Consider the following 15,085-nt stretch of genomic DNA (forward strand, 5'->3'; position numbering starts at 1 on the left):
AAGAACACTCGCTAAATCAGGAGCTGGATTATAATTTGCTCGCCCTGTGACTATGGCAAATTTAAACACCTCTCCGCACCGTTGACGAACTTTACGCATTTTCTCTAGAGCACCCCTAGCTTCTATCTTTTTAAGTACCTCAAGTAATTCTAATGGGGGAATTTCTGATATTTCTTTGTCACCAAGAAATGGGAAAATGTCTTTTTCGAAAGTATCTATGATTTCATCTCGATACCTTAGTGACCATCTATCGGCTTTTGCACTATACCACTCTCGCGCCACTGCTTCGAATGAGTGAGTAACTTTCCTTTCAATTTTTTCTTTTTTGGCTTTTCTTTCATCACTAGGATTGATGCCATCCATAAGTAACTTTCTGGCAGCCTCACGCTTTTCTCGTGCCATTAATAAAGTCACCTCTGGATATGTACCAAACGAAAGCATTTTTGCCTTGCCTTCAAAACGATAACGAAAGCGCCAGCCCTTGGAGCCTGTATGCTCAATCAACAGAGAAAGCCCTTTCCCATCAGCAAGAGAATACGCCTTATCCCTAGGTTTAGCTTTCTTGATTACCATATCGGTGAGCTTCATATATGCCCCATTTGTGTATAGCCAAAAGTGTATAGAAAATTCTACTCACAATATTATACACAAATAGTTGTAGATTTGGGTATACCTTGCTAGACCTCAGTATACGCAAAATAATGATTATCAATTGATTTATAATGAAAAAATAGACTTTAGTAGACGTTGATAAACTATGAGTGGCGGAAGATCACAGGAGTCGAACCTGCCAAGGACCGCTGGCGGCCCCATCTGGATTTGAAGTCCAGCCGCCCCACCGGGGACGATGATCTTCCATATAGGATTATTTGTATGAAATAACGTGATGATTATACGCTGAAATAAAATCATTCCCAAGTGCACTAAATCAATAAAACCTCTTTCAAAGAAAATAATCCCGCTTTTGAGTAAAAAAACTGATAATTAACGCGATACTATTGAACTTATGCACTTTCATCCTCATCTTATTACCTATGACGAATAAACTCAGTGATGTATGCCATGTCACTGTAAACCCAGATACAGGATGTTTTTTATGTCAAATCCATTACTTAGCACAACGGGATTACCTGCATTTTCCCAGATAGAACCAAAACACGTTGTACCTGCCATTAAAGAAGTTTTAGCTAATTATCGTGCAACCGTAGAAAAACTTCTCGCTGACAACACCGCTTTTAGTTGGGATAATCTTTGCCAACCGTTAGCCGAAGCGGGTGATAAACTTTCTCGTGTTTGGTCTCCTGTTAGCCATTTAAACTCCGTTAAAAATAGCGCTGAATTACGCGAAGCTTACGAGCAGAGCTTACCTTTACTGTCTGAGTTCAGTACTTGGATGGGTCAGCACGAAGGATTATATCAAGCCTATAAATCTATCAAAGAAAGCGCTAATTTTGCCTTACTGACTCAACCACAAAAAAAAGCCGTTGAGAATGCATTACGTGACTTTGAATTATCCGGTATCGGTTTACCAAAAGAGAAACAACAGCGTTTTGGTGAAATCAGTGCACGCCTATCAGAACTGAGCGCCAAATTTGGTAATAATGTGTTAGATGCGACCATGGGGTGGTCTAAACTTATCACCGATGAAAGTGAACTTGCTGGTATGCCACAAAGCGCCATTGATGCAGCCAAAGCAATGGCACAAGCAAAAGAGCAACAAGGTTATCTATTAACGCTCGATATGCCAAGCTATCTACCTGTTATGACCTATGCTGATAATCGTGAGCTTAGAAAAGAGATGAGTATTGCTTATAGCACTCGAGCCTCTGATCAAGGCCCTAATGCAGGTCAATGGGATAATAGTGAAGTGATGGCGGAAATTTTAGCATTACGCCATGAGTTAGCTCAGTTGCTCGGCTTTAAAAATTATGCCGAAAAATCACTTGCCACTAAAATGGCAGAATCACCAGAACAAGTACTTAATTTCTTAACTGATTTAGCCTCTCGAGCTCATCCTCAAGGCGAAAAAGAGCTGGCTGAATTAACGCACTTTGCCAAAACACATTATGGTGTGGAAAAACTAGAGCCTTGGGATCTGGCTTACTACAGCGAAAAACAAAAACAACATCTATTCTCCATTGATGACGAACAGTTACGTCCTTACTTCCCAGAGCACCGTGCATTAAGTGGCTTATTCGAAGTGGTTCACCGTATCTATGGTTTAACGGCTAAAGAGCGTCATGATATCGACACTTGGCACGATGATGTACGTTTCTTTGAATTATATGATGAAAGCAACACATTGCGCGGTAGCTTCTATCTTGATTTATACGCTCGTGAACATAAACGCGGTGGTGCTTGGATGGATGATTGCATTGGTAGAATGCGTCATGCTGATGGCACACTACAAAATCCTGTCGCCTATCTTACCTGCAACTTTAATAAACCAGTAGGTGATAAACCCGCACTCTTTACCCATAACGAAGTAACCACGCTATTCCATGAGTTTGGTCATGGTTTACACCACATGCTAACGCAAATTGATACCGCTGATGTATCAGGTATTAATGGCGTACCATGGGATGCGGTTGAGTTACCAAGCCAATTTATGGAAAACTGGTGCTGGGAGCCAGAAGCGTTAGCCTTTATTTCTGGCCATTATGAAACTGGCGAGCCATTACCACAGGCTATGCTTGATAATATGCTCAAAGCAAAAAATTATCAGTCTGCGATGTTTGTATTACGCCAACTAGAATTTGGTCTGTTTGATTTCCGCCTACACGCTGAATATGATCCGGCTAAAGGTGCTCGTATCATGGAAATACTAAATAGCGTAAAAGAGAAAGTCTCGGTAGTACCTGCAACACCTTGGGCGCGATTCCCTCATGCCTTTAGCCATATTTTTGCCGGTGGTTATGCAGCAGGTTATTACAGCTATTTATGGGCTGATGTACTGGCTGCTGATGCCTTCTCTCGCTTCTCTGAAGAGGGCATTTTTAATCGCCAAACAGGTCAATCATTCCTTGATAATATTTTAACCCGTGGTGGTTCAGAAGAGCCAATGGAGCTGTTCAAACGCTTCCGTGGTCGTGAGCCGAAACTTGATGCTATGCTCAAAGGCTACGGCATTAAAGGATGATATGTGAATATCTGTTTACTTTGTGAAGAAGGCGCTGATAACAGCGCCTTATCTGCTTTAGCGCAACGTTGGGGATTAATTCACGACGCCACACAAACTATGGCGTTAGTCTTAACGCCCACTCACCTTGAATTGCGTAAACAAGATGAGCCTAAACTTGGTGGGATCTACGTGGATTTTGTCGCGGGTACTATGGCTCATCGTCGTAAATTTGGCGGTGGTCGTGGTGAAGCGGTAGCAAAAGCAGTAGGTATTAAAAAGGATTATCTACCCGATGTGGTTGATGCAACAGCAGGATTAGGCCGTGATGCCTTTGTATTAGCCTCTATTGGTTGTAACGTAAGAATGGTTGAACGTCATCCTGTGGTGGCTGCATTACTTGAAGATGGCTTGAAACGCGCTTATCTCGATGCAGATATTGGTGAGTGGATGCAACAGCGTATGAAGCTCATTTATGCTTCATCTGCACAGGCACTCACGCAAATTAGCCCTACACCTGATGTAGTCTATCTTGATCCTATGTATCCCCATAAAACCAAAAGCGCATTAGTGAAAAAAGAGATGCGGGTATTCCAATCTCTTGTCGGTGCGGATGAAGATGCTGATGCATTATTAGCACCAGCCATGGCACTGGCTAAAAAACGAGTGGTTGTTAAGCGTCCTGATTATGCTGAGCCGTTAAATAATCAACCCGCACATGCAAGTGTCACCACCAAAAATCACCGTTTTGATATCTATCCTTGTATCTAGCCATAGATAACCCATAGAGGGGCGTGTCTCCCCCTCTTTTCCCGTAACTTTTTAATTATAATATCGCTATCTATTGAATAGTATATCCACCATCAATCACCAGATTATGGCCATTGATCATATCCGCTGCAGCGCTTGCTAAAAATACAGCCGCGGCAGCAATCTCTTCTGGCTCAGCAAATCGCCTTGCCGGTATTTGCGCTTTCATCTGTTCACCTTTTTCACCTTCCCAAGCCTTTTTACCTAAATCGGTCATCACAATAGTAGGGGATATCGCATTGATTTGTAGGCCTTTGGGTCCCCACTCTAGCGCCATCACCTTTGTCATATTGATAATAGCGGCTTTACTTGCACAATAGGCAATATGTTCTGGTAAAGCGATAATACCTGCTTGAGAGGCGAGGTTAATTATCTTACCTTGCCCGCGTTGTAGCATATGCTGCCCCACTTGCTGACACAGTAAAAAAGTCCCCGTTAAATTAACTGATAAGGTTTTATTCCAATCTTCAAGAGATAACGATTCGGCGGGAGCTAAAGCGACAATACCTGCACAATTAACAAGAATATCAATGCGATCGAACTCTTCAATGACTGAATGTACCGCTTGTTTTACGGACTCTTCACTTGAAACATCACACCAGATCCCCACCGCACTATTTAAACGATGCGCCACTTGCTCAACCTGCTCTGATCTATCCAACAAAGCGACTTTAGCCCCTTTTTCGATAAACATCTGTGCGATAGATAAGCCAATTCCAGCCGCACCACCAGTAATAACAGCCACTTTATTCGAGAGAGTAAAATCAATTTGCGTAGCCATATAACCTCCAGCTTAAAAATAAATAGTCACTCTTTTAAGCATAGCAGATGAAAATTAGGCCTAAGAGGGAAGAGAAAATGATTGAAACGGTCAGAGCGAGCGCTATGCACTCGCACTAACTTAAAAAATTACAGCACGCCTTGCGCTAACATTGCATCAGCAACTTTAACAAAACCTGCAATATTGGCCCCTTGAATATAATTAGTTTGTTTACCTTCACCGCCATAGTTTACACAAGCGTGATGAATATCCAGCATAATATGATGTAAGCGAGCATCAACTTTCTCAGCTTTCCAACTCAAGCGTGCTGCGTTTTGCGCCATTTCTAATCCCGAAGTTGCTACCCCTCCAGCGTTAGCGGCTTTACCCGGTGCAAACAAGACTCCCGCCTCAATAAAAGCATCGGTTGCCGCAATGGTCGTTGGCATATTTGCGCCTTCGGCAACAGCTTTAACACCGTTTTTAATTAACACTTTTGCGGCGTCTAAATCTAATTCATTTTGTGTAGCACAAGGTAGTGCAATATCAACAGCGACAGCCCAAGGCTGTTACCCTTCAAGATAAGTTAAACCAAACTCTTTGGCGTACTCTTCAATACGACCATAATTATTTTTAATTTCAGTTAAGCGAGCCAGTTTTTCGGTTGTAAATCCAGCTTCATCCACCACGGTTCCGCCAGAATCTGAAGCGGTGACCACTTTCGCACCCAGCTCAAGGCATTTTTCAATGGTGAATTGTGCCACATTGCCAGCACCAGAAACGGCTACACGCATTCCGTCAAGGGACATGCCGTGACGTTTAAGCATTGCGTTAGTAAAATAGACTAAACCGTACCCTGTGGCTTCTGGGCGGATCAAACTGCCACCAAATGATAAACCTTTACCCGTAAAGACACATTCATTGCTATTCGAGAGCTTTTTCATCATTCCGGCCATAAAGCCAACTTCCCTTGCCCCCACACCAATATCTCCCGCGGGGACATCAGTATCAGCCCCTAAATGACGATAGAGCTCAGTCATTAACGCCTGACAAAAACGCATCACCTCTGCGTGGCTTCTCCCCTTGGGATTAAAATCAGATCCCCCTTTAGCGCCTCCCATCGGCAGTGTTGTCAGTGCATTTTTAAAGGTCTGTTCAAAACCTAAAAATTTTAAAATAGAGAGGTTTACCGATGGATGAAAACGCATTCCACCTTTGTAGGGACCAATAGCAGAGTTAAATTGTACTCGCCATGCGCGATTAACTTGAACTTGTCCTTTATCATCTAACCAACAGACGCGAAACTGAATAATACGTTCAGGCTCAACTAAGCGCTCAAGTAATGATTGTTCACGATATTGTGGATTTTTCTCTAAAAAAGGCCACAGAGTGGTAAAAACTTCACGTACCGCCTGATGGTATTCAGGTTGATGAGCGTTATATTTTTCTACCTCTTCTAAAAACGAAGATAATGAGCCAGATCTATTCATTCAGCTATTCCTTTTTATGTAATGTGATGTTGGCATAACCTCATTTATTCGGAATATTTTTGGGATTTATGTGAGGTTGATATTGTTTTGCCTATTGAATATATCATTAAAATGTATTCCTACTTCAAGACATTTTTTTTACAATTAGACAAAAAAAAAGCTTGACCTCACTAAAGGCTAATAAAATCAGGATTTTTGGACAAAAAAATACCTGCATAAGCAGGCATTTTTTTTGCTTAAATAATCAGTTGATTACTCTTCATCATCTTTCAGAGGAACAATTAACATATCAACATGAACGGTATTAATTAGTTGACGTGCTGATGACATCAATTTGCTCCAGAAATCTTGGTGATGACCACAAACCACTAAGTCCATATCGTATTTTTTAATCGCATCAACAAGAACTTGGCCTAAATCCCCGCTACCACTGAGTGTTTCTTGGATCTCATAACCTGAGTTATCAGAGAGATCTTTTAGTGCATTACGTGTTTCATCAGTGATGCGTTGTTGCATATCACCAAGGTTAACATCAATTAAACCGGTATACAGATCAGAGTAGTTAACATCAACGTGAATTAAGGAAACTTTGGCATTATAGGGTTTTGCCATAGATACAGCTTTCTGCACCAAGACGTTGCTCTCAGGGGATAAATCAACTGCAACTAGAATATGCTTATAAGCCATCGTAAACTCCTTCCATAAGCTGATTAATCGGTCGGAAAGGCTATTACGCCTATATCCTTTACATTAAATATAACGTTTTATGATGAAAGTTAGATGTTGCCTTGATCACAACTTAGTGCAAATACCATCAAAGAAAGCATCTATCGGTAACAACAATATACACCATTTTAAATAAGTGAGGAGTCGTTCTTCGACAATATCCACATATTAATGTGAATAATGCACAAGGCACAATAAAAACACCCTATTAGAGTTATTTTTTAATCATTTTTTTGAAAAAGCGAACAACTTGAACAACTCGCTTTTATTTCTTGCTTAATATCACCTAGACTTAAATAAGAGAAAAATTAACCTTTCCATGTAAATGCAAAAGGTTTTCTCATCTCAGAATCAGCTATTCTAGGGAGGGGATTATGTTTAGTGTCATTGTTATCTTTTGGGCGTTGTGTATTCTTTGCCTGATTAATATGATGCGTTATTTCTCATCAATTCGGGTATTACTCACCATATTGCGCCAATCTGATCCATTACTTTACCAATCTGTCGATGGGAATGGATTTTTCACTATGCATGGTCAATTTTCAAAACAGTTAAGACTTATTCGATATATAAATCAACGCCAATATACTAACCACCATGATCCTGAAGTGATTATGCGTTGTGAACGGATTTATCGACAATTCTACCTAGTAAGTCGCTTTTGTATTCTTGCTGTAGCAAGCTTGATCGCCATGATTATTTGGTAGGTTTTATAGGGATAAAAAAACGGTGACGAGTTAGTCACCGTTTCTCAATACTATTAGGATGCTTATTATTATCAGCTATTCACCAGCAGTGAAAGTGAAATCCAATAAAGCACACCGGATAAAGCAATACTCACTGGTAATGTTAAGATCCAGGCCAGCGCAATATTTTTCACGGTTTTGGTCTGCACCCCACCACCATCAACAATCATCGTACCTGCAACCGCAGATGATAACACTTGTGTTGTTGATACTGGCATACCTGTATAACTTGCTACACCGATAGAAACTGCAGCAGTTACCTGAGCAGAAACACCTTGCGCATAAGTCATACCTTTTTTACCAATCTTCTCACCGATAGTTACCGCAACGCGTTTCCAACCTACCATTGTCCCGATAGAGAGCGCTAAAGCCACAGAGATAATGATCCAAATTGGTGCATATTCCACTGTATTTAGCAGGTCACGACTCAATGTTTTTAAGAACCGTGCATCTTGGGCGCTAGTTTCTGGTAGTTTAGCAACTTCCGTAGCTGTATCAGCAATACACATCAGTAAGCGACGCATTTGAGCACGCTGGTCTGCACTCAGCTCATCATAAGAGCTAATACCAGACAACATTTGTTCTGTTTGATTGAGAACAATTGGCGTTCTTGCGCTATTACAATGAAAATCCGTGTCGTTAGGATCAGCTTGTGCTGATACTACCGGGGTATTTTCAATCGCATGTTGTAGAGCTGGTTGATGCTTCTCATAATACTGTTGTAAGTGTACAACGGCATCATGAGTTTTAGTGATATCGTATCCGCTAGCATTCATATTGACGACAAACCCTGCTGGGGCGACACCAATTAAAACTAACATGATAAGACCAATACCTTTCTGACCATCATTCGCACCATGTGAGAAACTCACCCCTACCGCAGATAAAATCAGCGCGGTACGAGTCCAAAATGGTGGTTTGCGTTTACCATCTTTTTTCTCACGTTCGGCAGGGGTTAGGTGGATACGACGACGTTTTTTCGTGCCACTCCAATAGCGACGTAACAAGAAAATCATCGCGCCAGCAATCACCAAGCCAATAATTGGGGAAAGGATAAGAGAAAGGAAGATACTGATCATTTTAGGTATGTTTAATGCATCAACGATTGACGAGTCTGTCACGATAGCATTTGTTAAACCAATACCAATGATAGCACCTATCAGCGTATGTGAACTGGATGCTGGAATACCGAAATACCATGTACCTAAGTTCCAGATAATGGCAGCTAACAGCAACGAAAAAACCATGGCAAGGCCATGAGCCGAGCTCACATTTAGCAGAAGATCTGTCGGTAATAAGTGAACAATAGCGTAAGCCACGCTCAATCCACCGAGCAAAACTCCAAGGAAGTTAAATACACCCGCCATCACGACCGCAAATTGCGCACGCATAGCACGAGTATAAATAACAGTTGCTACCGCATTTGCGGTATCATGAAAGCCATTAATGGCTTCATAAAATAGCACGAAAATCAGTGCTAAAACCAACATTAAACCTGTATGAAATTCCAGGTCAGTAAACAAATGTAGCATAGACGTTAAGCCAGTTAGTTGGACATGAACGCGGCGCATTATCAGCGACAAATGCGAACGGTGGAAGCGAAATTTAACCTTTTTTTGATTTGATAACCAAGGAAAATGACGGGTTTTTAAGATAATTCCTTATATATCATTTAATTAATAAACATAAAAAAAAAGTAAATTTCTGATAAATTTTTTGCTTGCAAATACGAATTTAGGTGAAAAATACAGATTTCTCCATATAATTTTACAAAATACTCTGATTTTACACGAAGATCACTGATTAAGTAGTCAGAGACAACCAAGAACGAGACATCATTGTGGGATCATTCGATACAGTTATTATAGGTGCAGGGGCCGCTGGACTTTTTTGTGCCTCTTTAGCAGGACAAGCGGGATTATCTGTTTTAGTTTTAGATAATGGCAAAAAAGCCGGCAGAAAAATTTTAATGTCTGGTGGTGGACGTTGCAATTTTACCAATATGTATATCGAGCCATCAGCTTACTTATCCGATAATCCTCATTTTTGTAAGTCAGCACTTGCTCGCTATACACAATGGGATTTTATCGAGTTAGTACAAAAGCACCATATTGCTTACCACGAAAAGACGTTAGGGCAATTATTTTGTGATGATTCTGCCCAGCAAATTGTTGATTTATTACTCGCAGAGTGCCATGAAGGAAAAGTAAGTATTCGCTTACGTAGTGAGGTGACTCAAATAGAGAAAACCGCCGAAGGCTTTACTCTTTTGGTAGGAGGGAAAACAATAACCGCCTCCTCTGTAGTGATTGCCAGCGGAGGACTTTCAATGCCCGGTTTAGGTGCCACCCCTTTTGGCTATAAAATTGCGCAACAATTTGGCCTTAATGTATTGCCCACTCGTGCAGGCTTAGTCCCTTTTACATTACACAAGCCACAACTTGAACAACTCAGCCCGCTCTCTGGTGTGGCGATCCCTGCTATTGTCACCGCTGAAAATGGCACCCAATTTAAAGAGAATATTCTTTTTACTCATCGTGGGCTTTCCGGTCCTGCTATTTTACAAATCTCTAGTTATTGGCATGCGGGAGAGAATGTGAGCATTAACTTACTTCCTGACACGGATTTGGAAGGCTATTTACAAGAAAAACGACAAGCACAGCCAAATCAATTATTAAAAAATACACTTTCTCGCCTACTACCGAAGCGTTTTATAGAGATAATGATTGAAAATAATCAACTGCCTGATACCTCACTGGCTCAACTTAGCAATGAACGTATTACACAAATAACGACGTTGCTACAAGCATGGCTTGTTTTACCTAATGGCACAGAAGGTTATCGCACTGCAGAAGTCACCCTAGGTGGTGTTGATACCCGTAATCTCTCCTCTAAAACGATGGAAGCAACAAAGATAACAGGTCTCTATTTTATTGGTGAAGTGGTTGATGTCACAGGTTGGTTAGGAGGATATAACTTCCAATGGGCATGGAGCTCTGCTTATGCCTGTGCCCAAGCATTGATCTCTCGACACATGACTAAGTAGGCGCGTTATTTTTATAAATAACCACACAAAGTATAGGCTAACTTATTGGTTATAATGATTTTTTTAAAAACAAAATAAAATAACTCGTTAATCAGTGAGTTAACAAAATTGGCATTATTTTTTTCTGTTTTGATTAAAAAAAACACTTTACAAATGATAGTGAGAACTATTATCATTAAATCACTTTCAGATGCACCACCTTCAGGGTCATATGAAAGAACGACATTGCTCACATTGCTTCCAGTGTTTTACTTTAGCCAGCCGGGTGCTGGCTTTTTCTTTTCTAGCGTTTGTTCGATTGTTTTATTTTTTCTTATTCAAATTATTTGGATCCTCAGATTAAATTCCTCCGCTTTTTTACTTAGCTTAATTGCGTAAACTGTGTTCAACAACTTCAGAGAAGGAAACACATTATGATTTATTTACGCAAAGCAAATGAAAGAGGCCACGCTAATCATGGTTGGCTAGATAGCTGGCATACCTTCTCTTTCGCAAGCTATTACGATTCTAACTTTATGGGATTTTCCGCCTTACGCGTCATTAATGAAGATAGAGTGATGCCCGGTGAGGGTTTTGGTACCCATCCTCATAAAGATATGGAAATTTTAACCTATGTGCTTGAAGGTAATATTGAGCATAAAGATAGTATGGGTAATAAAGAAAATGTACCCGCCGGTGAATTTCAAATAATGAGCGCAGGTACAGGTATCACTCATTCCGAGTACAACCCAAATAGTGATAAAGGCCTGCATTTTTATCAAATTTGGATCATGCCTGATACCACCGGTATTACACCACGTTACGATCAACGTCGTTTTAATACCACAGAGAGTAAACAGCTTATTTTGTCACCAGATGCACGTGATGGCTCGTTAAAAGTGTTCCAAGATATGACGCTGTGGCGTTGGAACCTAAAAAAAGGAGAAGAGGCACAATATCAGCCAGAAGCAGGAAGAAATGTTTGGTTGCAAGTCGTTAAAGGAAAGATAGCAATTAATGACATTATTGCGACCACCAGTGATGGCATCGCCATCGCGAATGAAGATATTATCTATTTCGTTGGTGATGAAGACAGTGAAGTCTTGCTGTTTGACTTACCTCCTGTAACAGCATAGTTGGGCTACCAACCTAAAGCCACTTTTTCTCAAACAATTTATTTCACTTTGTTTTCTTGTTAACTCCCTGAGATGTCTTTCATCTCAGGGAATTTTTTATCAATAAAACCAGTAACTAGCGTTTAGGGCCCACTTTTGTTAACGCTTGTCCTACTGGCGTATCAGTATATTTATCAAAGTTTTTCACAAAGCGATCAGCAAGATCGTCCGCTTTAACATCCCATTGTGCTTTATCCGCATAGGTGTCTCGAGGATCTAAAATTTCGCTATTAACGCCAGGAAGCGCTGTTGGGATCGCCAAATTAAATACAGGCAGAGTTTGAGTCTCCGCTTTATCAATATCACCATTTAAAATGGCATCAATTATCGCTCGAGTATCTTTAATTGAAATACGTTTGCCCGTACCATTCCAGCCCGTATTCACTAAGTAAGCTTGTGCTCCACAAGCCTGCATACGTTTTACTAACACTTGAGCATATTGTGTTGGATGGAGTGATAAAAATGCTGCCCCAAAACACGCAGAGAACGTCGGTGTTGGCTCTGTCACACCACGCTCTGTTCCAGCAAGTTTCGCAGTAAAGCCTGATAAGAAGTGATATTGAGTTTGCTCGGGTGTTAAACGAGCAACCGGAGGTAACACCCCAAAGGCATCAGCGGTTAAGAAAATGACTTTTTTAGCATGACCCGCTTTCGATACCGGTTTGACAATATTATCAATATGATAGATTGGATAAGATACACGGGTATTTTCTGTTTTTGAGCCGTCATCAAAATCAACACTACCATCTGCTAATACCACGACATTTTCTAATAAGGCATCACGTTTAATGGCACCGTAAATATCTGGCTCAGCTTCTTTTGATAGATGGATAGTTTTAGCGTAACAACCTCCTTCAAAGTTGAATACACCATCATCATCCCAGCCATGTTCATCATCACCAATCAGTTTACGCTTAGGATCTGTTGATAATGTCGTTTTACCTGTCCCTGACAAACCAAAGAAAATGGCTACATCACCACTTTCGCCAACGTTTGCCGAACAGTGCATAGAAGCAATACCTTTTAATGGCAGGAAGTAGTTCATCATAGAGAACATACCTTTTTTCATCTCTCCGCCATACCAAGTACCACCAATTAACTGAATGCGTTCAGTTAAGTTGAAAGCAACGAAATTTTCAGAGTTTAATCCCTGCGCTTTCCAATTTGGATTGGTACATTTAGCACCGTTCATCACAATAAAATCAGGTGTAAAATTTTCTAACTCTTCTTGCGTAGGGCGAATAAACATATTCTTAACAAAATGCGCCTGCCAAGCCACTTCGGTGATAAAACGCACTTTTAATCGCGTATCTGCATTAGCACCACAAAAGGCATCAACGACAAACAAACGTTTGCCTGATAGCTGCTCAGTAACTAATGATTTTAAATCAGCCCATACTTGCGGTGAGAGTGGTTTATTATCATTTTTACCTTTGCCCTGATCAGCCCACCACACAGTATCACGAGTAACATCATCACGAACAATGTATTTATCTTTCGGAGAACGTCCAGTAAAAATCCCCGTATCAACAGCAATAGCGCCTAACGAGGTTAATGTGCCTTTCTCATAACCTGTTAATCCTGGCTTAGTTTCTTCTTCAAATAATAAGTCATAGCTAGGGTTATAAATGACTTCACTAATGTCATGAATACCGTACTGCTCGAGATCCTTAGGGGTAAGACCTTTAACGTTCATAGTTTTGCTCCTGATAAATAGGCTTTTCTATGAGCATTATTAAGGTGTTACAACTAATTAACAGCGATTGTTATCAATATTTTGAAAATTTATATTTTTTTTATGTTAATAACGAGAACTAATGCACAAATCTACAGAAAAATTGTTGAATAAAAAAGGACGCAAAATAGCGTCCTTTAGGGTGATTTACGTTGCTAAATCGAATCAGTGCAAATTAGAGCTAGATAATTTATTGATATTATTAATATCTTCTTCAGTGAAGATATAATGAGCACCGCAATATTCACACTCCATATCAATTTTACCTTGTTCTTGTAACAGATGAGCTACATCTTCTTTAGATAATGTTACTAATGTATCTTCACAACGTTTACGAGAGCACGTGCAATGGAACGCTATCGGTTGTGGATCATATAATGTCACATCTTCTTCATGATATAAGCGATGTAAAATCTCTTTAGTATCAAGTGTAAACAGCTCTTGAGCTTTAATGGTGTGCGTAAGTTGTGTTAATAGCTCAAAGTGTTCTGCTGTCTCATCAGCACTATGTTCTGCACTCGCAGGTAAGGCTTGTAATAACATACCTGCACCCGCCGCTTTTCCATCTTGCAGACCTGTGCGGATAAAGACACGGGTAGGTAACTGCTCTGATTGATTAAAGTAGTTATCAATACAAGCTTCTATCGTTTCACCATCCAACGCTACAATACCTTGGTAACGCTCACCTTTTTTAGGTGTGATGGTAATAACCATAAAGCCATTGCCCATCATCTCTTTTAAGCTGCTACCGGCTTTAACATCATCACTAAAACGTGCAACACCGCGCATCTGTTGTTCATTATTGCCGTTAATAACCACTAATCGTACTGGGCCATCACCTTGTAATTGAACGGTAATATCACCATCAAATTTCAGCGTAGCTGTTAACAAACTTGTCGCGACCAATAAATCACCTAACAGATGTTGAACTGGCTCAGGATAATGATGATTTTCAAGTATTGATTGATAGGTTTCCGTTACGGTAACTAATTCACCACGTACCGCGCTTTTTTCAAATAAAAAGCGTGATAAAGCGTCTTTTTTAGACATAATCTTCTCTCATTGCTGGGGAGCGGTTTAATCCGATCCTGGTAAATTTGTCTGTTTCAAGCGAAGTAAGGTGCGTCTTTCCTTTTTATCAGGTCGACGTTCGGGATGAGGCATCGTTAACGCATTCATTTTTCTTGCTAGAGCGATTTTTTCTCTCTTGGCAATACTCTCTGGTGTTTCACAATAGAGCAATTGTGCTTGGGCCGCCCCTAGGCGCTGTGCACTCACCATTAAGACTGTAACTGTCCGTTCATCATTACCTTGTCGTAAGCGTATTTCAGCCCCAACTTCAACATTTTTACTTGGCTTGCCTCGCACACCATTGTAATGGACTTTACCCCCTTCAATCATAGTGCGAGCAATGGCACGCGTTTTATAAAAACGTGCAGCCCAAAGCCATTTATCTAAACGGACAGCGCTTTCTTGCGATGGTTGACTCATCCCTTTCTC

The 15,085-nt window shown here is 40.6% G+C and carries 13 protein-coding genes, 1 tRNA gene and 1 pseudogene; 5 read left to right on the forward strand and 10 right to left on the reverse strand.

What is annotated here, in order from left to right; all coding sequences use genetic code 11:
* The coding region (locus ACYUCW_RS14570) for a tyrosine-type recombinase/integrase (RefSeq protein ID WP_460408878.1) at positions 1-588 on the reverse strand (588 nt) is incomplete at its 3' end.
* Between the two features lie 174 nt (positions 589-762).
* Positions 763-857: transfer RNA gene (locus ACYUCW_RS14575), tRNA-Sec, on the reverse strand.
* 239 nt (positions 858-1,096) lie between these two features.
* On the opposite strand from ACYUCW_RS14575, the gene prlC reads away from it, so the two are divergent.
* Together prlC and rsmJ are read left to right on the forward strand one after the other, a co-directional pair.
* Complete coding sequence (gene prlC / locus ACYUCW_RS14580) at positions 1,097-3,139, forward strand: oligopeptidase A (RefSeq protein ID WP_104459574.1); 2,043 nt, start codon at positions 1,097-1,099, stop codon at positions 3,137-3,139.
* Between the two features lie 3 nt (positions 3,140-3,142).
* Positions 3,143-3,889 (forward strand): 16S rRNA (guanine(1516)-N(2))-methyltransferase RsmJ, encoded by a 747-nt coding sequence (rsmJ, locus tag ACYUCW_RS14585; protein WP_012368588.1) that lies wholly within the window; start codon positions 3,143-3,145, stop codon positions 3,887-3,889.
* A gap of 70 nt (positions 3,890-3,959) precedes the next feature.
* Here the strand turns inward: rsmJ and ACYUCW_RS14590 are convergent, their stop codons facing one another.
* From ACYUCW_RS14590 to uspA, 3 genes and pseudogenes are all read right to left on the reverse strand, one after another.
* Positions 3,960-4,709, reverse strand: coding sequence for an SDR family oxidoreductase (locus ACYUCW_RS14590; protein ID WP_012368589.1), 750 nt, complete (start codon positions 4,707-4,709; stop codon positions 3,960-3,962).
* A 128-nt stretch (positions 4,710-4,837) separates the two neighbouring features.
* Positions 4,838-6,178, reverse strand: a pseudogene (gdhA, locus tag ACYUCW_RS14595) (NADP-specific glutamate dehydrogenase).
* Between the two features lie 252 nt (positions 6,179-6,430).
* Positions 6,431-6,865, reverse strand: a complete 435-nt coding sequence (gene uspA / locus ACYUCW_RS14600; protein WP_004246661.1) for a universal stress protein UspA — start codon at positions 6,863-6,865, stop codon at positions 6,431-6,433.
* A 413-nt stretch (positions 6,866-7,278) separates the two neighbouring features.
* Here uspA and uspB point away from each other — a divergent pair, with 413 nt between their 5' ends.
* Positions 7,279-7,611, forward strand: a complete 333-nt coding sequence (gene uspB, locus ACYUCW_RS14605; protein ID WP_004246660.1) for a universal stress protein UspB — start codon at positions 7,279-7,281, stop codon at positions 7,609-7,611.
* A 71-nt stretch (positions 7,612-7,682) separates the two neighbouring features.
* On the opposite strand, the gene pitA is transcribed toward uspB, so the two are convergent.
* Positions 7,683-9,182, reverse strand: a complete 1,500-nt coding sequence (gene pitA / locus ACYUCW_RS14610; RefSeq protein ID WP_004246659.1) for an inorganic phosphate transporter PitA — start codon at positions 9,180-9,182, stop codon at positions 7,683-7,685.
* 308 nt (positions 9,183-9,490) lie between these two features.
* Here pitA and ACYUCW_RS14615 point away from each other — a divergent pair, with 308 nt between their 5' ends.
* Positions 9,491-10,696 carry a BaiN/RdsA family NAD(P)/FAD-dependent oxidoreductase gene (locus ACYUCW_RS14615; protein WP_012368590.1) on the forward strand — a complete coding sequence of 402 codons (1,206 nt, stop codon included), beginning with the start codon at positions 9,491-9,493 and terminating at the stop codon, positions 10,694-10,696.
* A gap of 11 nt (positions 10,697-10,707) precedes the next feature.
* Here the strand turns inward: ACYUCW_RS14615 and ACYUCW_RS14620 are convergent, their stop codons facing one another.
* Positions 10,708-10,929, reverse strand: coding sequence for a hypothetical protein (locus ACYUCW_RS14620; RefSeq protein WP_004249847.1), 222 nt, complete (start codon positions 10,927-10,929; stop codon positions 10,708-10,710).
* A gap of 180 nt (positions 10,930-11,109) precedes the next feature.
* On the opposite strand from ACYUCW_RS14620, the gene ACYUCW_RS14625 reads away from it, so the two are divergent.
* Positions 11,110-11,811, forward strand: a complete 702-nt coding sequence (locus ACYUCW_RS14625) for a pirin family protein (protein ID WP_163748414.1) — start codon at positions 11,110-11,112, stop codon at positions 11,809-11,811.
* A 115-nt stretch (positions 11,812-11,926) separates the two neighbouring features.
* On the opposite strand, the gene pckA is transcribed toward ACYUCW_RS14625, so the two are convergent.
* The 3 genes from pckA to hslR form a co-directional block, all read right to left on the reverse strand.
* Positions 11,927-13,546, reverse strand: coding sequence for a phosphoenolpyruvate carboxykinase (ATP) (pckA, locus tag ACYUCW_RS14630; RefSeq protein ID WP_004246655.1), 1,620 nt, complete (start codon positions 13,544-13,546; stop codon positions 11,927-11,929).
* Between the two features lie 204 nt (positions 13,547-13,750).
* Positions 13,751-14,635: an Hsp33 family molecular chaperone HslO gene (hslO, locus tag ACYUCW_RS14635; RefSeq protein WP_004246652.1), complete on the reverse strand. Its 885-nt coding sequence runs from the start codon at positions 14,633-14,635 to the stop codon at positions 13,751-13,753.
* A gap of 27 nt (positions 14,636-14,662) precedes the next feature.
* The gene (gene hslR, locus ACYUCW_RS14640) at positions 14,663-15,076 is read right to left on the reverse strand and encodes a ribosome-associated heat shock protein Hsp15 (protein ID WP_004246651.1); all 414 of its coding nucleotides are present in this window, start codon (positions 15,074-15,076) and stop codon (positions 14,663-14,665) included.
* Positions 15,077-15,085: the final 9 nt, after the last annotated feature.

It is taken from the genome of Proteus sp. MB838 (assembly GCF_054767435.1).

Coding starts and splice junctions, on each gene's coding strand:
- prlC (WP_104459574.1), top strand. CDS start 1,097: ATGTCAAATCCATTACTTAGCACAACGGGATTACCTGCATTTTCCCAG.
- ACYUCW_RS14590 (WP_012368589.1), bottom strand. CDS start 4,709: ATGGCTACGCAAATTGATTTTACTCTCTCGAATAAAGTGGCTGTTATT.
- uspA (WP_004246661.1), bottom strand. CDS start 6,865: ATGGCTTATAAGCATATTCTAGTTGCAGTTGATTTATCCCCTGAGAGC.
- uspB (WP_004246660.1), top strand. CDS start 7,279: ATGTTTAGTGTCATTGTTATCTTTTGGGCGTTGTGTATTCTTTGCCTG.
- pitA (WP_004246659.1), bottom strand. CDS start 9,182: ATGCTACATTTGTTTACTGACCTGGAATTTCATACAGGTTTAATGTTG.
- ACYUCW_RS14625 (WP_163748414.1), top strand. CDS start 11,110: ATGATTTATTTACGCAAAGCAAATGAAAGAGGCCACGCTAATCATGGT.
- pckA (WP_004246655.1), bottom strand. CDS start 13,546: ATGAACGTTAAAGGTCTTACCCCTAAGGATCTCGAGCAGTACGGTATT.
- hslO (WP_004246652.1), bottom strand. CDS start 14,635: ATGTCTAAAAAAGACGCTTTATCACGCTTTTTATTTGAAAAAAGCGCG.
- hslR (WP_004246651.1), bottom strand. CDS start 15,076: ATGAGTCAACCATCGCAAGAAAGCGCTGTCCGTTTAGATAAATGGCTT.